At 35.0% G+C, this 20,881-nt stretch carries 20 protein-coding genes; 8 read left to right on the top strand and 12 right to left on the bottom strand.

Annotated elements, in window-relative coordinates; all coding sequences use genetic code 11:
• Positions 1 to 180: 180 nt before the first annotated feature.
• Genes C9E89_RS10225 through C9E89_RS10215 form a run of 3 tightly spaced genes read left to right on the top strand, consistent with a single transcriptional unit; the run spans position 181 to position 3,066 of the window.
• Complete coding sequence (locus C9E89_RS10225) at positions 181 to 2,193, top strand: peptidoglycan DD-metalloendopeptidase family protein (protein ID WP_005028664.1); 2,013 nt, start codon at positions 181 to 183, stop codon at positions 2,191 to 2,193.
• Positions 2,194 to 2,215: 22 nt separating this feature from the next.
• Positions 2,216 to 2,626: a hypothetical protein gene (locus C9E89_RS10220; protein ID WP_005005820.1), complete on the top strand. Its 411-nt coding sequence runs from the start codon at positions 2,216 to 2,218 to the stop codon at positions 2,624 to 2,626.
• 14 nt (positions 2,627 to 2,640) lie between these two features.
• The gene (locus C9E89_RS10215; RefSeq protein WP_005028662.1) at positions 2,641 to 3,066 is read left to right on the top strand and encodes a hypothetical protein; all 426 of its coding nucleotides are present in this window, start codon (positions 2,641 to 2,643) and stop codon (positions 3,064 to 3,066) included.
• Between the two features lie 52 nt (positions 3,067 to 3,118).
• Here C9E89_RS10215 and C9E89_RS10210 read toward each other — a convergent pair whose 3' ends face one another.
• The 7 genes from C9E89_RS10210 to C9E89_RS23785 all read right to left on the bottom strand — a co-directional run bounded on the left by C9E89_RS10210 (position 3,119) and on the right by C9E89_RS23785 (position 9,699).
• On the bottom strand, positions 3,119 to 3,763 hold the full coding sequence (locus tag C9E89_RS10210) for a hypothetical protein (protein WP_005028658.1): 645 nt from the start codon (positions 3,761 to 3,763) through the stop codon (positions 3,119 to 3,121).
• Positions 3,756 to 5,312, bottom strand: coding sequence for a UvrD-helicase domain-containing protein (locus tag C9E89_RS10205; protein ID WP_044100668.1), 1,557 nt, complete (start codon positions 5,310 to 5,312; stop codon positions 3,756 to 3,758). Before C9E89_RS10205 ends, C9E89_RS10210 begins: the two co-directional genes overlap by 8 nt.
• A gap of 3 nt (positions 5,313 to 5,315) precedes the next feature.
• Positions 5,316 to 5,873, bottom strand: a complete 558-nt coding sequence (locus C9E89_RS10200) for a hypothetical protein (RefSeq protein WP_005028652.1) — start codon at positions 5,871 to 5,873, stop codon at positions 5,316 to 5,318.
• On the bottom strand, positions 5,873 to 6,442 hold the full coding sequence (locus C9E89_RS10195; RefSeq protein ID WP_005028650.1) for a hypothetical protein: 570 nt from the start codon (positions 6,440 to 6,442) through the stop codon (positions 5,873 to 5,875). Before C9E89_RS10195 ends, C9E89_RS10200 begins: the two co-directional genes overlap by 1 nt.
• 12 nt (positions 6,443 to 6,454) lie before the next feature.
• Positions 6,455 to 7,129 carry a hypothetical protein gene (locus C9E89_RS10190; RefSeq protein WP_005028648.1) on the bottom strand — a complete coding sequence of 225 codons (675 nt, stop codon included), beginning with the start codon at positions 7,127 to 7,129 and terminating at the stop codon, positions 6,455 to 6,457.
• A 12-nt stretch (positions 7,130 to 7,141) separates the two neighbouring features.
• Positions 7,142 to 8,047 (bottom strand): hypothetical protein, encoded by a 906-nt coding sequence (locus C9E89_RS10185; RefSeq protein WP_005028646.1) that lies wholly within the window; start codon positions 8,045 to 8,047, stop codon positions 7,142 to 7,144.
• Between the two features lie 122 nt (positions 8,048 to 8,169).
• On the bottom strand, positions 8,170 to 9,699 hold the full coding sequence (locus tag C9E89_RS23785) for a secretion/conjugation apparatus DotM-related subunit (RefSeq protein ID WP_024160802.1): 1,530 nt from the start codon (positions 9,697 to 9,699) through the stop codon (positions 8,170 to 8,172).
• Between the two features lie 1,081 nt (positions 9,700 to 10,780).
• Between C9E89_RS23785 and C9E89_RS10170 the strand changes: the two genes are divergently transcribed.
• Both C9E89_RS10170 and C9E89_RS10165 read left to right on the top strand, forming a co-directional pair.
• Positions 10,781 to 11,617, top strand: a complete 837-nt coding sequence (locus tag C9E89_RS10170) for a ParA family protein (RefSeq protein WP_005028640.1) — start codon at positions 10,781 to 10,783, stop codon at positions 11,615 to 11,617.
• 9 nt (positions 11,618 to 11,626) lie between these two features.
• Positions 11,627 to 12,688 carry a ParB/RepB/Spo0J family partition protein gene (locus C9E89_RS10165; RefSeq protein ID WP_024160785.1) on the top strand — a complete coding sequence of 354 codons (1,062 nt, stop codon included), beginning with the start codon at positions 11,627 to 11,629 and terminating at the stop codon, positions 12,686 to 12,688.
• A gap of 45 nt (positions 12,689 to 12,733) precedes the next feature.
• On the opposite strand, the gene C9E89_RS10160 is transcribed toward C9E89_RS10165, so the two are convergent.
• From C9E89_RS10160 to C9E89_RS10135, 5 genes are all read right to left on the bottom strand, one after another.
• Entirely contained in the window at positions 12,734 to 13,561 is an 828-nt protein-coding gene (locus C9E89_RS10160) for a hypothetical protein (RefSeq protein ID WP_024160786.1), read from the bottom strand.
• The gene (locus tag C9E89_RS10155; protein WP_024160787.1) at positions 13,558 to 14,664 is read right to left on the bottom strand and encodes a ParM/StbA family protein; all 1,107 of its coding nucleotides are present in this window, start codon (positions 14,662 to 14,664) and stop codon (positions 13,558 to 13,560) included. The genes C9E89_RS10160 and C9E89_RS10155 overlap by 4 nt, the downstream gene beginning before the upstream one ends.
• Before the next feature lie 305 nt (positions 14,665 to 14,969).
• A complete protein-coding gene (locus tag C9E89_RS10145; RefSeq protein ID WP_024160788.1) occupies positions 14,970 to 16,265 on the bottom strand; it encodes an ATPase, T2SS/T4P/T4SS family in 1,296 nt (431 codons plus the stop codon).
• A gap of 27 nt (positions 16,266 to 16,292) precedes the next feature.
• On the bottom strand, positions 16,293 to 17,102 hold the full coding sequence (locus C9E89_RS10140) for a type IV secretory system conjugative DNA transfer family protein (protein ID WP_024160789.1): 810 nt from the start codon (positions 17,100 to 17,102) through the stop codon (positions 16,293 to 16,295).
• A gap of 37 nt (positions 17,103 to 17,139) precedes the next feature.
• Positions 17,140 to 17,586, bottom strand: coding sequence for a DotD/TraH family lipoprotein (locus C9E89_RS10135; protein ID WP_024160790.1), 447 nt, complete (start codon positions 17,584 to 17,586; stop codon positions 17,140 to 17,142).
• 1,087 nt (positions 17,587 to 18,673) lie between these two features.
• Between C9E89_RS10135 and C9E89_RS10130 the strand changes: the two genes are divergently transcribed.
• From C9E89_RS10130 to C9E89_RS10120, 3 genes are read left to right on the top strand one after another with little or no spacing between them, the layout of a single operon-like run.
• Entirely contained in the window at positions 18,674 to 19,894 is a 1,221-nt protein-coding gene (locus tag C9E89_RS10130) for a hypothetical protein (protein WP_228199015.1), read from the top strand.
• Positions 19,895 to 20,182, top strand: a complete 288-nt coding sequence (locus C9E89_RS10125; protein ID WP_024160792.1) for a hypothetical protein — start codon at positions 19,895 to 19,897, stop codon at positions 20,180 to 20,182.
• A gap of 10 nt (positions 20,183 to 20,192) precedes the next feature.
• Entirely contained in the window at positions 20,193 to 20,876 is a 684-nt protein-coding gene (locus C9E89_RS10120) for a DotI/IcmL family type IV secretion protein (RefSeq protein WP_005005897.1), read from the top strand.
• Positions 20,877 to 20,881 lie beyond the last annotated feature (5 nt).

Genomic DNA, 20,881 nt, shown 5'->3' with positions numbered 1-20,881 from the left:
CCTATCAATAAGATTAACGCTATATGTATATACTATCTTAAAACAAAACCTAAAAACTTTTTTTAAAGTATAAAATAAGTATTTAATCGTATATACTTAATCCGTCCACTTAGCTATTAGGGACATTTAATAAGAAGTTAATTTATTTTAAGAACTTCCTTTAAGCCTGGCGATTCACTTATGAAATTTAAACCCTCATTTCAATTAAAGCCCTTGAGCTGTGGCATTAAAGTCGCAATTTTAGTGACTTGTTCGGCTTTTATTTATACCGCTAACGCCGATCCTATTTCTGAAAACGTAACCGCTACAAATGCTAATACGGCAAAAGTTCCTAACAACGCTCAAAAAATGATTTTCCATAAATATTCGATCATGCCGAATGATGGGCGCCGTAGTGCTGGTCGTTTTGGTGAATTTCGTTTGCGAGGGGGCGCTGCTGGTAGTCATAACGGTATTGATATTAGTCGTGCGAATCCTAATGACCTTACACTTAAAGCAATTGGTTCAGGTTCTATTGTCTCTTATGACACACGTTCATCTGGTGCAAGCAACCAATCAACCACTAACCCACTAATTATGCAGATGGATACTGGCGATCGAATCATGTATCGCCATACTGATCCATCGTATCAAAAAAAATATAACGCTTACCCTGGTCAACGTATTCAAGCTGGTCAAAACATCGCACACATGTCAAATAAAGGCTGTGGTTCATGTGCCGTGCATTTGCACATTGAATATGGTGTAAAGGCAAAACGTGGGCTAGATGTTTGGCTGAATAAAAACTTAGATCAAGTTTTTAAAAATCCATCCATTGCACTTCAGCAACGCGTTAAAGGATCTGCGCCATATGTGGGTAGTTCTGAATATAAGTTAACAGATCCTACGCCATATTTACCTCAAGACGTTGTGATTAGTGTCTCGCCACAAGGACAAGCATTAGAAAACAAATACACACCGTACTTGGGTAACACCATTAGGACTCAATGGAATGCCTTATATTCATCATCAACAGGAATCACCCTCCCCGTTTCTTCATCGGTAGATGGCATTGCAGTAAAACAAGGCAAAAAGCTTCCAGCACTTGCATTTAGTGGCGATGTTTCGATGGATGCTTATGGATCTGCACAAGTGCAAGTCGCTCAAATGATTGCTGACGGTACTATCTCACCTGAAGCAGCTGCAAGCGGTACCATTTATGCAAATGATGTTGCTCAATATGCACCGCCTAGAACTATTTTTGGTGGTACGGCTGATGATGTGGGTTTTGATATTGGTGCACTTAATTCTACGCCAGCAGAATTAATTGAAAACATTGGTACTGGACGTTATGGCAACTCTAAATGGTTTAATGAATTAGCAACTATGTCGATGATGGGGCTTTTGATTGAAAAGCTAAACATTATCAATGCACAAAACTATTTGACTAAAGAGATCCATAAACAAAATGAACGCTTAGAGGCTCTTTTGGCAGCTTATACAGCGTCAGAAACTCAACGCTATTCTGGCCGTGTAGATGAACTTTATACGAAAGCTGAACAACCAACTGTTATTCCTGAAGTAGCAGTAGTTGAAATGAAACAGCTTTTTGAGGAAGGTGGAAACGGGCAAGTTTATTCAGATGCACAAATCTTAAAAGGTGGACAAGGTACTCCAGATCGTAAATGTGGTTGGGGTATACCAGGTGCTTTTGGTGCGGTTAAAGATGGTATTAAACGTGTTTCTTTAAAACATGGTTATAACCCTAATGACGTTGCAGCTATTCTTGGTTTTGAATCTGCCGGTTTTAATCTTAAAATTGACAACAACGCTGGTGCATATGGTTTAAGTCAATGGACTAAAATTGGTATAACAGATATTAATGCTTCAGATTTAACAGCGAGAGGAATACCAGCTTCAATTAAATCAAACCCTAAGCAAATCACTACACTGAGTGCTCAACAACAAGTCGAATTATTAGATTTATATCTTGCAGTAAAAGCACGACAACGTAAAAGCGACTATAATAATAAAACAATAGCTGGGTTTTATGCTCTAGTTTTAGGTGGACCATATAAAAGCCCTAGTCGTGAATATAATGCGAACAGAAACCTCGATAGAAACCCTCGAGATGGTGTTGTGACTTTAGCTGAAGCCGTTACATTTGAAGGTATTGTTATGCGTTTATGCCCTTACTATTCTGAATACCCTTAATAGAGCAATTAAAGGAAATATTATGAAAAACAGATTTTTGTCTTTATTGGGTTTTAGCCTTTTAGCATGTGCATCTTTTAATGCTAGTGCTAATACTAGCTCAGACTCTATTCGTGCTGAACTTGAAAAACTGCGCTTAGTAAACGTTAAATGTGCTGCGGTTTCTAACGATCCATTTGATGCAAAACACCTAAATTGCTATACAAATGTTTATAACCGCGCAAGTCAGCTTGGTAGCCTTGCTTCTAAATATATTAATAATGAAGAAGCTCCGCGTGTTCTAGCTGATCACAATCGAAACTTTACTCAGTTACTTGCTAACTGCGATCAGTTATACGCTGGCCAGACTGCAAAGTACAAAACACTAAGCATGCAATGTAAAGCGACCAATAAATTAGGTTGGGCAATGTTTATTCCGGCATTAATGAAGTAATAAAGGATCAGGTTATGAAAAAGTTTTTAAGTTTAGCTTTGTTATGTGCTGCTACCATTATTACGTCATCTGCCAACGCTGGTTATAAGACCAAAGCTGAAGCTATTCAAGCTTATAACAAGGTACAAGCTGAGTATCAAAAATGCGTGTTTAATTATAATGAAGCGCGTGATTCTGAGTACGGTTCACCAGAACTTAAGTGCAATACACCATACAACCAATCATTAACACGTTTCATCAAAGACGTTCGTGCGGAAAGTCAAAAGAATGCTGCAGCTTGGCAAGCAATCAATACACAACATATTAAATTTAGCCAAAACTGTGATAGTCAAACTATGGTGAGCTCATACAATCCATCGTTTTTTATTCGTCAATCTTTTATGTGTGAATCCTCTGCTTTTACATCTTTAGCACAAGTGGCAATCGACCTTTCTTATTAATTTCAAAACATAAAAAGGGCATCTATAAGATGCCCTTTTTTGTCGTTTGGTTTTAGACTTTTTCTATAATTGTTTCGGTATCTGGTGTTTCAACTTCAAACCCAAAGTGAAGATTACCGTATTCAATTGCTTCTTCTACCCAATGCAAGCCCATGTTTTGCTCATTTCCTACTTTGCTTGAATCATAAGCCTCAAGGGGCATCACCCTCTTAATATCATTTTCGATGAAAAAATATGTATAACAGTGAGGGTGCACATATATTCCATCAAAATAAAATGGAATTAAATATCTCCCCTTTAATTCCTTAAACTGCTCAATTGTATGTTTACTTGAAGCAATTCCACCGCCTGAATCTATGACAATGCTTCTAAAAGATCCTGAAGGAATATCAACGATAGCCAGGCCATCGAACGTTTCTACACCATTTAATATCTCTTTAGTTTTGAGATAAACACCTGGTTCAAAATGGCGTTGCTTGAAATTAAAATCTTCCGTGAAACTAAAGATTGACTTTGTTTCCTTTTCAATTAGATGAAACATTTCAAGAAGTGGTGTGATTATATCTGCGACCTGTGAGCCCTTTTTCTTAACAAGCTCCATGATATACGGTTCGTGATGAAACTCTCCGCGAATATAACTAGCATTGTGACATGCCTGAAACACTCTATTTTGCAGAACTTCAACTTGATTAGGCATTTGAAATCTCCGTATTTTTTGAATTTAAGTGTTCCAATAAATCATTAATGCCATCTGTAAATAATATGTTTTTGGCTCGTGTTACGGTCACATACAACAGCCGTTTTTCATCTGCAGAAATCATTAGCTTTTTATCGAGAATTTTATAGTTAAAGCCTTTTGCGATTAGGACATTATCCCACTCTAAACCTTTACTCTTGTGTGATGTGCTAATGACCAAAGTGTTTTTTGGGTCAGTTTCATCATCAGCCATACTATTTTCTAACGCCCACTCAATCACTTGCCATGAGTATTGGTTTGTTAGATTCAGAAAGGTTTTTAATTCTGTAGTTGCCCCCTCCACTTCTCCAAACACTTGTATATGGTCCACAAGCTCTTGGTAGGAAGAAAAGTTTTGAAGCTCTTTACACGTTGGCCGTTTATTTGCTCTCAGTTGAAAAATCCCACTGAAAATATCTTTACTGCGCTTTCCATCAACCTCAAGACGTATTTTCTTTTCGCCATTAAGGTAGCCATGAAACTTAAAAAAGTATTCAAAAGCCGTAGCATTTGTTCTACAAATAATCGCGTTCAATGAAGATGGTGCATAACTTGATGTACTGAAAGTGGTAACTTTTGACGTTTTACTTGGTAAACCTTTTAACTGTCTGGTTTCACCAAAAAGTTTATTGAGAAGTAGATTAGCTATATCTGCAACTGCATTACCAAACCGAAACGACTGTTCTAAGTACAATGCTTCAAGATCTAGGTTCTGTAAAATATCTTTCGCACCCCTAAAGCCATATATGCTTTGGTATGGATCTCCAACAAAAATAACTTTTGCTTTTTGACGTTTGAGTACGTCTAGTATTAATTGGTCACTATCTTGGCTTTCATCTACCATCACGTAATCAAAATCAAGTTGTGGTTTTTGCAGTACCCACCACTTGAGATAGTAATCGTGTGTAATACCATAATCACCGTTTGGATCAACTACATCATTCCAGATCATTTTCGCAATTGAAGTGATTTTATCTTCAAGAACGTCATTGCGCTTAATTGATGTTTGTTCTTTTAAAGCTATGTAAGCATGATCATTGGTAACAGTCTGATCCACTGTCATACAAAAATAACGTAATGTATTAAGGATAATCAGCGCTAATGTTAGATCGGTGAGTTGTCGGTTTTTCCCGTTGTACTGAAATCGAATGTTTTCAAGCTTAAACTTTTGAACAATATCTTTAGGAAGTAACGTAGGTTTGTTAATCTTATTTTTCAGCCAACCAGGTATATTTCTGTAAGCTAGAGAATGGAATGTAGAACATGTGACTGAATTCAGCCCATATTCAGCGAATTTTTGATTAGCTTCATCTGCCATCTTTTTATTAAATGATAGATATAGTCCAAGCTTACCTAGTTGTTGCAAAGCACTACTACAATGGATCAATGTCGTAGTCTTACCAGTACCAGCAAAAGCAATCAATTTAAAACTGGTTTTTAGTCGTGTTGCTTTATCAATTGCTCGTTGCTGTTCACTGGTAGGTTTTTGAGTAATTTTCTTCACAACCATTGCTTAATTTCGTGCTAAAAAAGAACTTGGTTTTTTGTTTTTCATTACAAGCACATCGCTTTCAACAATTTGCATCTGGCTTGCTAAAAAGTTAACTTGTTGCTTCAGTTCGTTTATATCGCTTTTTAGTTCAACTACTTGCACTTGCATCTCAAGGTTTGAATATTTGAGCTTGTTATTCTCAGTTTCTTTCTCTTTTAGTGCTGCCTGTAATCTTTTGATTTCCTGTTGGCTCTCTATGTTAGCCACATTAATATTGCTCTTGCTTTGAATATTTTGTGCTTGAGAAGATGTACTCTCAATTGCAACAGGTGTTGGCTTTGGTTGTACTGTGCCATTATATTTGGTTGTCTCTGAGATCTTATCCCATAGTGAATATGTGCGTAATGGCGCTGGTATATTTTGATTTGGTGTTGAAAAACTGGTGCGTAAAGCATTTGCACTGTCTTTAGATACAATGTCTCCAGAACTATTAATTTCAGTAAAGCCAGCATAAGCAAGTGAAACAACTGTTGAAACTGCTATTGCACCAATTACCTTAAAATAGTTTGATTTCTTCATTAGAATGCCCCTTTCAAGCGCTTATTTTTTGCCGTTTGATTTGATGATTTTCGAGTGATTGTGTTGTTTTCTAAATTGATAGAAACACCTACATTCATGACCTGATTTTTCTGTGGGTTGTATTGAATAAAGACCAGTTCTTTTGCATATTTCTTTGCGTGTGTTAAACGTTCAGCATGAATTTCATCAAGATTAAATCTGATTTGCATTCGCGATATATACAGCTTGAATAACTGATCATTTACTTCAGCTAAATTTAAAACTAAGCCTTTTTCATCTATAGAAGCAGACTCGAAAGTTAAATCATTTAAAAACCAATTTTCGGGTTGTATTAGTAAATAAAACTTTTCAACTTCGCTTGTGATTGCATATGAAAAACAAAACTCATTCACCTGATAGGTGCTTAAGCAAATGGTTTCATTGTTATAGCCACGTTTCATGTTTCGGTCATATGAGCTCAACCACCAAACTAAATAGTGTCGTGCTTCCAACTCTTTAACGGTTATTTGTGCTATTTCTGAGGCCTTTAGCTGTAATGCTTCAAGGTTTTCTATTCGTCTAGCTCTCATAGATATTTCACCTTATTTTTCTTGAAAGCATGAGTTATCAAAAGCCATTGAGTTAGGATCTAACCCCATGTTTTTAAGAGCCAAGGCTTTACCGTCAAGTTCAGGGTTATCAGATGTGCTTAGTTGTTGCGAACTTGTTTCTGAAGATGCATTTTTCTCATTAGTACCTGAACCTAAAAAGTAACCGCCTCCAGCAAAAACAACTACTGCAGCTACAATGCCCATAGCTGGCCAAGACGTTTTAAAACTAGAGAATCTATCTGCTAAAGATAAGCTGTATTTTTCTTCATTAGAACGTATAGGGCTGTCTGTAACATCAGCCTTATATTCATTTAGAGCTTGATGCCAAACTTCCTTTATGTAGCTCTGAAGTTCATATGTACTGAAACGAACCTTGCTTTTGTTTAAGTAATAGCATGGCTCACTTATAAGAATTTCTGTGTTTTCGTCAGACTTTAAGAAAACTTGTCCTCTAAACAAATTATTCTCGACCTGATCAAATCCTTTGATCGTTAATAGTAGATCCGTGGCCTTTGCATCTATATTGAAGATGCTCACCTGGCGATTTCTATCCGTATCTCCAGAAAGGTCAGAATCTAAAAACATAGACTCATTGTTTATCTTAGAGAAATAAGGTGAAAAGTTTCCGACAATCGATTGGAAAGCTTTCAATTGAGTTTTGTTCATCTCAATTCCCTCTTATTTGAAAATATAGTCAAGAGTGGCTGTTTCTGAAGTTCCTCTACGAGCTTCAACTTTTCCAGTCTTTTTATTTACAAAGATAGCAACTGGTACACCAGCAGTTAGTGGCTGTGGCTTTTGTCCAGCGCTACGAATTGCTTCTCGCTGTTCACGATCTTCTTTTGGCATTGCAACAATATCTTCGTGATAGAAGAAGATAGATTGAAGAGCGCCTAAGTGTTTATCCAACTCAGCAAGTTCCTGTGGTGTAGGAATCACTTTAATTGAGTTAATTTCTTCATCTGTTCCATTAAAGGTTTTATTAATAGTATCTTCAGATGGTTTACGAAGAATTCCAGCTGCTAATTGTTTTCCGTTTTCACTTTGGTTTAGAACTAAAGCTGGAATCCATTTAATAGTTGCACCGCTTTTAACGTATGAGCGAGAAAGGTTGAATGTTTCGTGACAATATTTACAGCGTGGATCGTAAATGATGTAAACAGTGTTGTTATCATTCGCTTTCCCCTCTTTAAACCCTGAAAGCGTTTTTACAGCTTTAAAGACTGGATGATTGTATGCACTGGCCAAATTCCCAACGGAAGCTGTTGGTTGTCGTGCTGGTGTATTCATTTTTTTTGCAGTTAATTTAAGAGGCTCAGATATATTTTTTTTAGTAGCAGAATCCCAAGCTGTACCATGTAAGATGACTTTTTCATCGGATGTTGTAAAAAACACCGCATTTTTCCCATTAGGTGCCTCAAGAATCCAAGAAGTTAAACCTCCACTAAAGGGTTTAACTTCTTTTACTTTGCCCATTTTTTGCATCTTAGAAGTAAGGTCCTGAGATGGTGCAGCGTAAGTAGAGATTGTAATAATACTAATAGCGCAACTTGCTACTATTTTAGTGAAATTATTTAAAAGCATTTTAGAGTATTACCTTTTAAGCCATGTTTTAGCAGTATAGTTAAAATATGGTTTTAAAAAAATAGTTAAATAAAAAAGACCGGTGTTTTAATACCGGTCAATTATAACTTATAAGTTTAAGACTAAAACCCTTTTTGCTTGTTTTTTTGTATTTCATCCTGTGGTATTTCTACGCTCACCATATCAAAAACATGATCGTCACTATACTTAAAATCATCTTTATCATTGTTTTTAGAGTTATAAGATCCGTTGTTTAATTCCTTGTCCGTAAACTCTACTACTCGAATAATACTGTTCACATCTTCAGCAGCTTTTTGTCTAGCTTCAGTCATGGCAAAACTCAATAATTCGTATTCAAAACCAACAAGGCCAATGTTAAAGTCTGGCTCTTCTAATGGCTTCCCTAATTTCACCTCAATTAGATAATGCGAGATTGGACCTAAACCCTCACTAAACAAAGACGGTCTACCAATATTCTGTATGAATGCGTATGCAGTTCGATTGTATAGTTTTAACCAGCGTATATCTGTTGGTGGCATTACACCTAGTTGTCTTGCTGTTAATACAACCTCACACAAAATAGTTCTTACATATGCATGGTTTTTAAAAATCTTAGTAGCAACGGGATGTTTAATGTATTTGTGAATTCTTTTTCTAAGGAAATCAAAATTAAACCCTACAAGCTTACGATCGCCCTCAACATACTGATTTTCAATTGCAAACAATGGGTTGTTAGGTATATTTTTTGTGCAAATATCCCAATAGTAATTAATTAATGTTGTTGAATCTTTTTTGATTTTACGGAACTCTTCATCATCCATAGATTCATCGGTTGCACATGCTACTGGTAAATACAAAGCTAGCAAAATTGTATCAACATCGGATAAATACGATAATTCATCGGGTGATGTTTCTTTTGAATTATCAAGGGTTATCCAAAGATCCCCTAGTTGTTCACGTAAGACATTTAAAAACTTCTCTTCATCTATGATAGGTACTGTTTCACTTTTATCATTATATTCTTTCGTTACTCCGTTGATTGTAATGTTCACAAGGCGCTCTTTAGTTCCTGTAATTAACTCATGCCTATTTGCAAACTCATAAGTTGAATCTAGCGCTTTAAAATGACCATTGTTCGTATCATATTTTGACAAGTCTAATGGACCAAAAACCTGTAAGTGTCTTTGGTTTGGAATTTGTTCCTCTATGAACTCTTCTAGGTTCATGCTTTTGATAAAGCCCCGTGCTGGATGCTCGCTGTTGAAGCGGTCATAAGCTTTCTTTATCCAAGGTGTTGCCAGCAAAAATATTAATAAATTCCATGCTTGACTGGCTTTTGAAATTTGAAAAATAGTGACTTCGCTAAACTTATTTTGACAAAATAATGGAAGCCAATTGTTTGTTGGTTTACATAGGTGTTCTGTTGAATACACCAACTCACTTAGTAAAGGCACGTAGTTAAGCCCGATAGCTTTGAATATGCTATGTATCCACCATAGAGGAATAATTAAAATGCCTTTTGTGTATACTAAAAACCCTACAATTTGAGGTTTATAAGCAAACCATACAGCCAAAAAAGCCACTAAAACCATAACAACAGTAAATATATAAATATGATTCTCATGTACAAGCTTATCTTTTGGATCTGCCATTTTATAGCCTATTAATATGTGTATTGTTGGGTATTATATAGTTAATATTGGTTTTAATCTAATTCCCCTTAAACCTTTTAAGGATTTTAAGTCTGGTTTTAAGCTCTTGACTAAAGTGGCATTTAATACCTTTTAAAGCTTAAATCAGGTCAATCTCAACACTAAGCCAGTATTCTTGGTCAAATACTAAAAAGAATGAATAAGAAGCCCTCCCCTACTAGACATTTAAGTGGATTAACCGCCTATATAATAAATTTCTCTATAAATATTGTTGGTAGTCTTTTTATTGAATAGGGCACTCCCCTACTCAGCTAATATAGATCATTTTCAGTTGTGCATTTCACAACGTCTACTCATTTATTTAACTGTAAGTAGTAGTAAGCCCTCCCCTCTTCTTGGCAACTCCATTTTTATCAGTCTGATAATGAATAAATCAACGATTTAGAATCGAAAAACCGTTATCAGCCTGATAATGAAAAAACCACGCCAAGGGATCTAAAGCTGTTATCAGTCTGATAATGAAAAAAACCATGCCAAGGAATCTAAAGCTGTTATCAGTCTGATAATGAAAAAAACCACGCCAAGGGATCTAAAGCTGTTATCAGTCTGATAATGAAAAAAACCACGCCAAGGAATCTAAAGCTGTTATCAGTCTGATAATGAAAAAAACCACGCCAAGGGATCTAAAGCTGTTATCAGTCTGATAATGAAAAAATCCACGCCAAGGGATCTAAAGCTGTTATCAGTCTGATAATGAAAAAATCCACGATTAAAAATCGAAAGCTGTTGTCAGTCTGATAATGAAAAAATCCACGATTAAAAATCTAAAGCTGTTATCAGTCTGATAATGTAAAAAACCACGCCAAGGGATCTAAAGCTGTTATCAGTCTGATAATGAAAAAATCCACGCCAAGGAATCTAAAGCTGTTATCAGTCTGATAATGAAAAACACATAAGATATGGACACATGTTAGGCATATAGATTGAAAAAGTTGAAATATATTAAAAATAAAGTGAAAAAGTATTTTAAATATTTTTCAAATATTGTATTGTTTGACTTTACTTGAAAGGTGATTGAAAAATGGAAAAGAACTCAGGAAAAACTTATATTTGTACAAGCATCCACTTTAAAGGTGGTGTGGGCAAAACAACATCTACGGTGAATTGTGCTGCTAAGCTTGGAAAATTAGGTTATACGGTTTTAGTAATCGACTTAGATAGCCAACGTAATGCAACAAAACATATTTCAAATGTTCCAGATATTAACGATATAGATGGCACTCTAAAAGATATTTTTGAAAACTATAAAACAATTAACATTCACGATGTTATACAAGGTCCAGATAAAACCAACTTTGAAAATGTGTCTTTGATTGCTTGTGCTAATAACATTCGTGATGTTGAAATCAATATTCAGCGTTCTAGTCCAGTTCCTAATGAAATTATTAGAAGTGTATTAAGAAAGATAAAAGGGGATTTCGACTTTATTTTGTTAGATTGTCCACCGCGAATGGAAACTCTAACTTTTAATGCTTTGTTAGCATCAAACAGTTTATTAATTCCATTACAGGGTGAATACAGTATTCAGGGTTTGGAAGATATACTTAACTCTATGGATGACTTAGAGACAAGCAATCCAGATTTAAAAATTCTATCGCCAGTACTAAACTTTTATAACAAGCGTAATACAGTGGATCTTACCTTGGCTGAAGATATTCGCAATGAATATGCTCAACCAAAATTGCAAGAAAAACTGGTAAATAAGGAATTAATCTGTATTCCAAATGCTACGGTTTTTAGTCAAGCATCATATGTTAAGTGTTCCGTATTTGATCTGGATGCTGGAAAAGAAACACCAGCAAAACAAGCAATTAATCAACTTGTAGATCTAATGGTTTCTGAATACAAAAAATTATAAGGTGCTGATATGAACTTTAAAGATAAAGTAAAAAGCATGAAAAAAACATCTGTTGCTAATGCAACAGGGAGTGATGCTCAAGTTACTGATGTAAAAGAAAATACAGCGACTCCAACCATAGAAGAGGGGAGTCTTAACCCACTAGCTAAGCGAGAAACAAAAAATATTGTTAGCGGATCTCATTTAGAATCAATCGACATTGATTTAATTGATCCATCACCTTATCAACCACGTATCATGAATAAACGTGTATATGAGAAGTTGCCAATTTTGGCTGCTGATATAGAAACTAATGGACAAATTAACCCGATTACAGTTCGACAGAAGGGTAATCGTTACGAGTTAATTGCTGGTGAGAGACGTTTTAGAGCAATTAAAGAGATTTTAAAGCTCAAGAGAATTACTGCTTTAGTTAAAACATCTATGAATGATGATAAAGCTGCTATAACAGCTTTATTGGATAATACTGCTAGACAAAATCTTTCAGATTTTGAAAGCATATTAAAAATCAAGCAATTATGTGAAGAGTTTGGTTATCCTTTTGAAAGTTATGAATTTGTTACTGAAAAATTTGCGATTGATAAGTCGAAGTATTTCCGTCTCAAATATATTCTAGACTTACCTGAGTTCATTTTGGACTCTTTGAACGAAGATCCTGAGCTAATTTCTGGATATATTGCTCAAGAAGTGAATACCGCAATAAATAAAGCTTTAGAAACTAAAACTGAAAAAGCAATTTTCGACTTGTTAAGACCAGAATGGGATAAATACGTTGAAGAATTTAAATCCACGGGCAAGCGTCATAAAGGATTTATAGCTATTTTGAGTGAAGAAGAAAAAGCAAATAAGGCGACTAAGCCTGAAAAAACTGAAGAAGCTACTACTGAAGAACAACCGAGTAAGATTAAATTCGATTTTAAGACAGATAAGGGCGTTAAATTTGGTTCTATGAGTTCTGAATGTGGTACCAAAGGTAAGAGTGTACTTAAGTTGCGAGTAGCCTTGGATGCAGATATTACAGAAGAGAAAGCTAGAAAAATTGAAGAGTTTTTTAAGAGCTTGAATGATTGAAGTTTCAAAACTTTGAATGAAAAAAACCGGCATTGCCGGTTTTTTTTATAATAGATCTGGATTAAAAGTCTGGTTAAGCCAATCCGAACTACTTGGATTGGTTACTGGTTTTGATTCAGATACGTTTTGACTTGGTTTAGCATTGTTAATTTCGGACGTTTCGGTATTTTGAGATGTTTCAACGGTAGGGGAGTGGTCCTGAATGTTTTTATGTTCAGTATGTTTAGCTTCCTTTATCTTAACTGCTTTTTGAACAGGAACCTCCTTGCTCTTGATAGAATTAGTTACGGGCTTTTTAGGTGATTGTTCAATTTGCTCCTTACTACTTTCTGGTATTTGTATGGATATATGATCAAGATACTTTTTTTCAAGATATTCAATATCGTACACATAGTAAGCAGTATTAAACTTGGTGTATGTTTCAACACAAGTACTTAAGCCAAACCTTAATAGGAAAGAATTGACAGAATATAGGCTTGCCATATCCTCATTAACTTCATACAACTTATAAAGGTATGAAAGCTCAATTAGAACCGCTATACCAGCATGTAAAACAGCAGTTATGTAATTTCTACGAAGCTTTCCTTGAGGATGTTTTTTAATTGAATTAAATAGTTTTTGATTTGCATTTTTATCTATTTTCATTCGTACAGGCTGTGCAAACGTCTCGTCTATTTCATTTTGCACTGGCGCATTTAGAAAAATCTTCTGCTTGTCAGTACAAAAGATAAATCCTAAATACAGCAGACTTAAACTAAAAGCGTTTAAGTCTAGACCTGGTAGATTTCTATTAACATTACTAATCACATCAAGATCTTCTCTTGTTAAGTGAATTAATTGATAGGATAGTTGTATGTAGTTTGAATCTGTCATTTGATTTCTGCGTACATTTTATACATGTATTTAGCTAACTTATATAAACCTTTAGCATTGGCGTACTCTGGTGATTCAGCGATTCTTACGTTCGGTAAGTCGTACTTTTCTTTAATCTCTTTTTCAAGAAAAGCTGCACCGCCTCCACAAAATAATACTAATGCTAAATCATCGCCTCCACCGATCTGTTTAGAGATAAAGTTATTTAATTCGATCATGAATTCGTTTTTAGCTTGCTGAATTAAACCTGTAATATCTTTGGCTTGAGATCCTATACCATAAGTTCCAGATTTTAGTGCGAAATCTAGCCAGTTAGCGTTAACTGTTTTATAGCCAGATTCAAGAATTAAGCTAGTGATTCGTTCATAGATGGTAAGAATACCAAGGTTACGTGATGTAGAACGATGGCCATCAAGCATGTTTCCTCCATCTAATGTGACTACAATATCAGTGGTTTTACCGCCAATATCGATTACAGCACATTCAGAACTTATTAAAAGATCACTATCTTCTGAACCGTTTCCGTGTACATCAATAATCTCATTAAAATAAGCTGTTTGAGCTTCACATTTAACAATATGTCTTTTAATGATATTAAGCGGTTTACCAGCTTTATGATCTTTTAAGTTGAAGCAAACATCACCATTGAGTAGAAAATTAGTTTTCATATCAATAAGTGGCATGTTTTTGGTTTTTTCAGGTGTGTAATAGCGACTAACAGGAAGTGAAGTAGCGATTGCAAACGCTCTACCATCATATGTTCCGATATGGTCAATATAGGCCTTAATTGCCTGGTGTATTAGTGCCTTGTTATATTCAGATGTCGGGTATTCGTCTGTTCTGGTATCCAGAGGAACACTACTATTGATCTTCTTACCAACTGTATAAAAGTTTTCATTTACTTTAACCACATAATAGTCAGTAGAATCCTCTTCGCCAGTGAGGACTTTTCCTGAATAAGCAATACTAGGAATAGTCAGTTTGATTTCATTTCCATCTTGATCTAGACCAGCATAAAGCTTTGTACCGCCATGTCCATCATCAATACCTAGAACAATATAACGTTCTTCAATCGCTGGTTTTTCATTTTGAGTATTTTTCATAAGTTTACCTTTCAATTTTTCAAGATTTACAACGAGTAACGTCTTCTACCGCGTCTAGTGTATTTATTGCCCCCAAAAACTAAGCGTCTAAGAGCAGAGGGGATATAGCTGTATTTGTATTTAAATACTTTTTCAATAACCAATGTTGCTACTATCAAGCCGATGAAAAGCATAAGTTTGAACAAGGAAAACTTAATAACAACAGCTAGAAAAGGTATAAACAAATATCCGTTTAAACCGCCCCATAGGATTAGATTTAATCTAAATTGCGACCAGTGTGCATATTGATCATCCATATTCGCCTCTTAATAAATCAGTTTGTAATAGTAGTCTTCATGCAAACGACCAGCTTTGAGTAGATCGTCAGCTTGTTTCCTGAAACTCTTACTGATGTTTGGATCTGAACCATCAGAATTAATCATTAACTCTCGAATAAACTTCTGTTGAGCATGAATATCATCAATTAAAAGCAATTCTTCTTTCAGTTGAGGTGATAAAATTAAGTGTTCCCTTACAGCAAATACCTTGCCGTTCACATCTTTAACAAGACGTTGAGCAATCAATGTATAAACTGAACCAATAATGTCAGCTGCAGCCTGAAGATGTTCTTCATGCTTAAAGCGCTTCAACATACGTGGAATAATTTTGTCTACGGTGGTTGCGTGAACCGTTGCAAAAACAGGGTGGCCAGTTAAAGAAAGTTCTAGAGCTGCAGAAATTGTTTCTTTATCTCGCAATTCACCGATTTCAACTGCAGCAGGACGTCTACGCATCGCCTCTCTATTTGCATCCGCAAAAGTCTCGAAGTTATTGGGGATTTCGCTTTGACTAACAATACTGTGTGTGCTTTCAATTGCGTCATACTCGTATTCGATAGGCTCGTTGTGAGTCAAAATATTTCCACGAATATGAGTATTATTTTCCAACACATAGCGAATATTTGAAGCTAGTGTTGTACTTTTACCAGAACCAGTGATTCCGCCAATGATGTAGCAACCATTGTGAGGTAGCGATCTTTTAATGAAATCTTCATCTAAACCCACTTTTGAAAAGTGAGGGGGAATGCCAGAAATTGTACGTAACGTTATCTGAAAAGAATCTCCAGATCCACGATACGAAGTTCGAGATACGTTCACACGAAAGTTATAACGAGTTTCCTTACCTGAAGCGTCTTTCTGCAGAATACGATATGCCTTATTAATAAACTTATTATTAATAAGGACTAAGTAGGCATTTTCATCAGCAATCGTTCTTAGGATGTGTAGAGCTTCATCACGATTGATAATACGGTGTGTTAACGAATATAACTCCAAGTCTTTCATCATTGTGATGGGGCGATCTGGACTAATGAAAATATCTGAAGCACCATGAGCTAATGCTTCATATAGAAGACTTTCAAATTCATCGCGACTTTTAAACCCTTGTTTCGGATCTTTGTATGTCGTTATGGCTGTTAATGTAGCCAAACCAAAACCACGGCTAGAATCGTAGTCTTTGCGAATGTCTTTGGTAGCTGTCAGAATCTTATTTTCAGATCCTTTAATCTTGTTAACATCAAATAATGCAGATTTTGCTTTTAATGTCGAAACCTTCATTTGCATTTAAAACTTCCAATTGAGTTAGCGAACTTAAGGTTCGCTAACAAGGTTAATTTTTGGAATTTGATAGCTAGGTGCAATTTGTTCAGGTTGGAGAATTGGTTTCCAAGTTTCAATATTTGAATTGAACTGCGGTAATTGTTGGATTTGAAGCAATTTCATATCAAGAGCAATAGTGTCTTGTGTAGAAGAAACAGCCAGTGATTGACTGCTAATTGCTGGCATTGATAACTTGCCCTCTAAAACAAACTTATGGAAAGTAACCATCCCCAAATAATCTCGTTTAAGACGATCTACTGCATCTTCAACAATATTTCGGCCCTCAACTAAACCCATTTCATAAGACTTAGCAGCAGTCTCTTTCCATATTTTTCGTTCTTGTTCGTTAGCTGGTAACATTTCTTTCGGAATGAAAGTCACGTAATCAACATTGCTATCAAGTGTAGGGAAAACAAGGTACTGACGCCAATCAGGTGCACGAGTACTGAAACGAGCTTGTTTCAAGATTTTATAAGTCTGCTTAGTCGTCTTGTACGACATGGCATTAGGTGTCTCAGTTACATCTTTTGATTCAATAATAACCGGGGGAACAACAACATCTTTGATCATGTAAGGTTTAAAGTTAAAGATTGTATCAAGGTTACGCTCTTGGCTTTTGATGACCTCACGAGCGTTGCTTAAATAAGTATTGATCCCTAACTTAATACCTTTTTGCTTAACTAATTCAAGCATGGCTTCATAACGAGCTTGCTGTTCAACATTACTAACATGAACTTCTAAAGAAGACTGGTTAGATGGGTTTAGTAGCTCTTGTAATGAAGCATTATTAGAGTAGTCCATAAAAACTCCAGATATGTATAAAAGGATTTAAAGGGTATTAGTTATAAGTCAATAAAATACTTTTATTTTGATGATCTAGAGTTATCGAAGCAGTATTTAAATATGCAGAAACATCGCGTAAAGCTTCTACACCAGTAAGACGCTTTTTATTAAAATTAACAATTGGAAGCTCATGAGTAGGACCAGCTTCTACAAAACGGTATCCGTATTGGCTAGAAATACTTTTAATTAAAGGTATTGGATCGCCTATGTAGTCGATATTTAAAAGGTCATGGTTGATGCTACCTTGTTTCTTCTGAACAGTTTGCATTTGAATTGCAGAAGAGTTCTTTAAGTTCTGTTGTGCAATTAAAGCCTCTTGAGATGCTTCAGATATAATAGATAAAGGGCTTGCTACGTTTAATTGCGTTACATCACGACTAGCACACCCAGACATCATTAAACCAATTACAAGAACGCTTAAAAGTTTTTTATTGTGCTTCATTTTTACTCCGGATTAAGTGGGTATAAAGACAAAATGATTTTAGTCTAAAAACTATTAAAATGCACTTTATTAATTATAAAAAATCCATTAAAAGGTATAAAGCCGACTTTTAGGCACTCGCTTAAACCTAATTTATAAGCTTTAACGTATATCTAAGGGCGTTCTTCAGGCAGTCGTACCTGGCCTAAACAAGACAAATCTGTAAAAAATACTCTTTTTAAGTGCATTGTCTGTCCAAAACAATGCTTTTTTTTAGTAGTACCTATCTGAAATGGAAATACAACGTACTTTTTTCAATCAATTATAGAGAGTAAATGAGCTCTTATAGTTTGCTAGACGTCTTTTATATTCCTTTATAGTCTTATTCTTTCTTTTTATTATCTTTTCTATTCTTTTTTGTTCTTTTTTTAGAATATAATTTATACAGAAAATAACAAAGTACATTTATTCTTTTTTTAATTAAAATATTATTAATACTGTAATTTATATTTTACAGTATAGAAGTATATTAATAAAGATGTTAATATGCTTTTTTTAATTAATATTAAAAATATTATTGGTGATAATGCAATTTATTTATAAGCCAGCTTCTTTAATATTAAATAAATTGATAAAAACTGTTTGAAGAAAAAATGCATCTTGGTATATACCATTCCTAATTTAAAAGTTTAAAGACATTAAAGCTGCTACTTATAAAAACCTATCTTATGGTTTAGTGCTGTGCATCTTAAATATAAAGATTTGACACCTTAAACACCAATTAAACTGCAATAATGATAGGCTTAGAGTCGTATTTTTCCCTAAAAATTTAAGGCATCGCAACTGGCAAAAGACTATTGAAACTATGCATATCAAGCACTTCACTGTAAAAAAGGACCACTGTGTTTTTATGATTTCTCAACTTCATTTTTTTGATTTTTCCACTGTACTAACAAGAGAGGAGTCAAAAAAGACATTCGCATTTATTGGGCTTAAAAGTGAAAAACATTTTGCTTAAAGTGAAAAACGTTTTAACGAGTACTTTTAGAAAGGTGTTTAACGTTGTAGTATGTGCTCATGTTTTGCATGTGGATAAAGGGTGGTAGTGGTGAGCAGTTTTGAGAATCCTAATAGCTATCCAAAGACATTAAAAGAATACACAAGTCGTATAGAAGATTTTCCGTATTCTACTAAGACCAAATATGATATTGAGCTTAAGCAAAAAATTGATAAACATTTAGATAGTTCAGAGCTAGATTTAAAAATGTTATATGAAAACATATATTCTGAATTTAAAACTAAATCTGAAAATGGTTATTACGCGGAATCTACATTTAGAACATATCGTGCATATTTAGTGTATGGAATCGGTCTAAAGCTTAATGAGCTAAATAATGGCTCTATTAATGATGAAGATATAGATGCTGGTTTTGATGAATATTTTTTAGAAGAATTATATTTAAGAATCATTAACACAAAATATACAGCTAATAAGGACAAACCTAAGCGTACTTCTGAGCTGAAAACAAAGTACTTTGAACGCACGTTTTACAACTACTTGGTAAGAGAATTCGAGCATAAGAACGAGAGTAACACCAGGGTTAGTGAGTTTGATCGGATGATGGTTGCTTTTGTTGATGCCAATCTTGTTGTTGGATTGCGTCCTGTTGAGTGGTTTTCCGTTTCATTCTGTTGTGCAGTAAAAGGACCAAAACTGATCATGATTGTGGAAAATGGCAAGGCTACACATGGTCGGGCTAATGGACTTAAAAGGTATTTAATACTTGATGACCTTAAACATGAAGATCAAGAAAAGATATACCTTTATTGGAACTTGCTAAATAGGTATGTGAGAAAGGTATCTAGTTTAAATAAAACTAGTGGCTATACCTTTGGATGGGATGAAAAACAGACTTTTATTAAAATACTGCAAGAGCGTTTACGTTTAAGTTATATCAATTACTTTAAGCTTAGAGGCAAGGTTTTAACTAATGAAGATCAACGACCTACTTTATACAGTACAAGGCATCAATGTATTGCAAATGCTAAGGTAAAGGGTATTGATAAGTTTGTGATAGCTGGTGCTTTTGGACATGCTGGTAAAGATACTGCTTCTAACTTTTATGGGCGAAAGTGGAGAGGCCATAGTGGTTTTAGTATAAAGCCTACTTTAGATTCTATTGAAAACGTTAATGGTAGCCATGAATTTGTTAAAACACTTTTAGCTAATAACCTAGATACCTTTTATTATTTTGATCTTAATATAGCAAATGAGTTTAATACCGACTATTATAAGGACGAATTAAAGTCGGGTTTAGTGATTGACTAAATGGATAACTCTAAAACTAATTTGACTACTTCAACATGGGGTTCTCCTTACGCTGAAGTATCAATAATAGGTAAAAGAAAATACGCAAGGCTTTTAAGAGTGTTGGTTAGTACGTTTGCCTCATTGTGCATTTTAACCGTTTTAACAACGCTTAGTTTTGTAGCTTTTAAACTCACCACAACAGATTTTGAATCTTTGGTTTTTGATGACGGCACACCAGTTAAGTGTGTGCTTAGCTCTAAATCAGATCGTCCAATTCCATCTGTTATATATCAGCCAGCGAAATAGGAGTGCTGTTGTGTCTAAAGACAAATCTAATGAAAACGCTGAAATAGGTTCTTGTGATCCTAGTCTTTGGCTCAGAAAACAGGTGGATGAAAAAGATAAGGAGATTGCAAAGTTAAGACGATGGCTTGTTTTCGTGTTTTTCGCTTTTATCGTGAGTGCTGTTCTTGCGATGATTATTTTTGCTGCCTTTAATGCATACCCAAAAGTCAAAGCTGTTCAAACAGTAGATAACTCGGTTATCTGTCCAATCGAAGCATCAAAAAACCCTCGCGTTACTGACGTTGTTATTTCTGAATTCGGTAAGAGTGCAATTCTTTCTGTCTACAACTTTGATTTCTTGAACTGGCGTGACGTTATTAACAATGCTGGTTCAATGTATTTCACTGAGGGCGGTAAAGATTCATTGATGAAGCAAATCGCTCAATCACAAACAGTTGGCACAATCGTACAAAACAACCTAACGATGCGAACTACTGCTACTGATGTTCCACAAATCGAAAACCGTGATTTACATGCTGCAGAACCTAGTTGGACTGTTCGTGTTCCTATCACTACTCAATTCTTCTTAGGTGACAAACAACCTAAAGAGACTCACCGCTTCATTGCGACAGTTACTATTGTTGAGCATCCACGTTCTTATCTGAACTACAACGGTATTGCTGTTAAGACAATTACGTTAACTCCAGCGCGTTAATTGGA

The organism is Acinetobacter sichuanensis (assembly GCF_003024515.2).
In the GTDB taxonomy this organism is placed as follows: domain Bacteria; phylum Pseudomonadota; class Gammaproteobacteria; order Pseudomonadales; family Moraxellaceae; genus Acinetobacter; species Acinetobacter sichuanensis.
This window is presented reverse-complemented; position numbering and strand designations above follow the sequence as displayed.

What these genes read in the sequence shown, in the direction of transcription:
- C9E89_RS10225 (WP_005028664.1), top strand. Translation starts at nt 181, where the DNA reads ATGAAATTTAAACCCTCATTTCAATTAAAGCCCTTGAGCTGTGGCATT.
- C9E89_RS10220 (WP_005005820.1), top strand. Translation starts at nt 2,216, where the DNA reads ATGAAAAACAGATTTTTGTCTTTATTGGGTTTTAGCCTTTTAGCATGT.
- C9E89_RS10215 (WP_005028662.1), top strand. Translation starts at nt 2,641, where the DNA reads ATGAAAAAGTTTTTAAGTTTAGCTTTGTTATGTGCTGCTACCATTATT.
- C9E89_RS10210 (WP_005028658.1), bottom strand. Translation starts at nt 3,763, where the DNA reads ATGCCTAATCAAGTTGAAGTTCTGCAAAATAGAGTGTTTCAGGCATGT.
- C9E89_RS10205 (WP_044100668.1), bottom strand. Translation starts at nt 5,312, where the DNA reads ATGGTTGTGAAGAAAATTACTCAAAAACCTACCAGTGAACAGCAACGA.
- C9E89_RS10200 (WP_005028652.1), bottom strand. Translation starts at nt 5,873, where the DNA reads ATGAAGAAATCAAACTATTTTAAGGTAATTGGTGCAATAGCAGTTTCA.
- C9E89_RS10195 (WP_005028650.1), bottom strand. Translation starts at nt 6,442, where the DNA reads ATGAGAGCTAGACGAATAGAAAACCTTGAAGCATTACAGCTAAAGGCC.
- C9E89_RS10190 (WP_005028648.1), bottom strand. Translation starts at nt 7,129, where the DNA reads ATGAACAAAACTCAATTGAAAGCTTTCCAATCGATTGTCGGAAACTTT.
- C9E89_RS10185 (WP_005028646.1), bottom strand. Translation starts at nt 8,047, where the DNA reads ATGCTTTTAAATAATTTCACTAAAATAGTAGCAAGTTGCGCTATTAGT.
- C9E89_RS23785 (WP_024160802.1), bottom strand. Translation starts at nt 9,699, where the DNA reads ATGGCAGATCCAAAAGATAAGCTTGTACATGAGAATCATATTTATATA.
- C9E89_RS10170 (WP_005028640.1), top strand. Translation starts at nt 10,781, where the DNA reads ATGGAAAAGAACTCAGGAAAAACTTATATTTGTACAAGCATCCACTTT.
- C9E89_RS10165 (WP_024160785.1), top strand. Translation starts at nt 11,627, where the DNA reads ATGAACTTTAAAGATAAAGTAAAAAGCATGAAAAAAACATCTGTTGCT.
- C9E89_RS10160 (WP_024160786.1), bottom strand. Translation starts at nt 13,561, where the DNA reads ATGACAGATTCAAACTACATACAACTATCCTATCAATTAATTCACTTA.
- C9E89_RS10155 (WP_024160787.1), bottom strand. Translation starts at nt 14,664, where the DNA reads ATGAAAAATACTCAAAATGAAAAACCAGCGATTGAAGAACGTTATATT.
- C9E89_RS10145 (WP_024160788.1), bottom strand. Translation starts at nt 16,265, where the DNA reads ATGCAAATGAAGGTTTCGACATTAAAAGCAAAATCTGCATTATTTGAT.
- C9E89_RS10140 (WP_024160789.1), bottom strand. Translation starts at nt 17,102, where the DNA reads ATGGACTACTCTAATAATGCTTCATTACAAGAGCTACTAAACCCATCT.
- C9E89_RS10135 (WP_024160790.1), bottom strand. Translation starts at nt 17,586, where the DNA reads ATGAAGCACAATAAAAAACTTTTAAGCGTTCTTGTAATTGGTTTAATG.
- C9E89_RS10125 (WP_024160792.1), top strand. Translation starts at nt 19,895, where the DNA reads ATGGATAACTCTAAAACTAATTTGACTACTTCAACATGGGGTTCTCCT.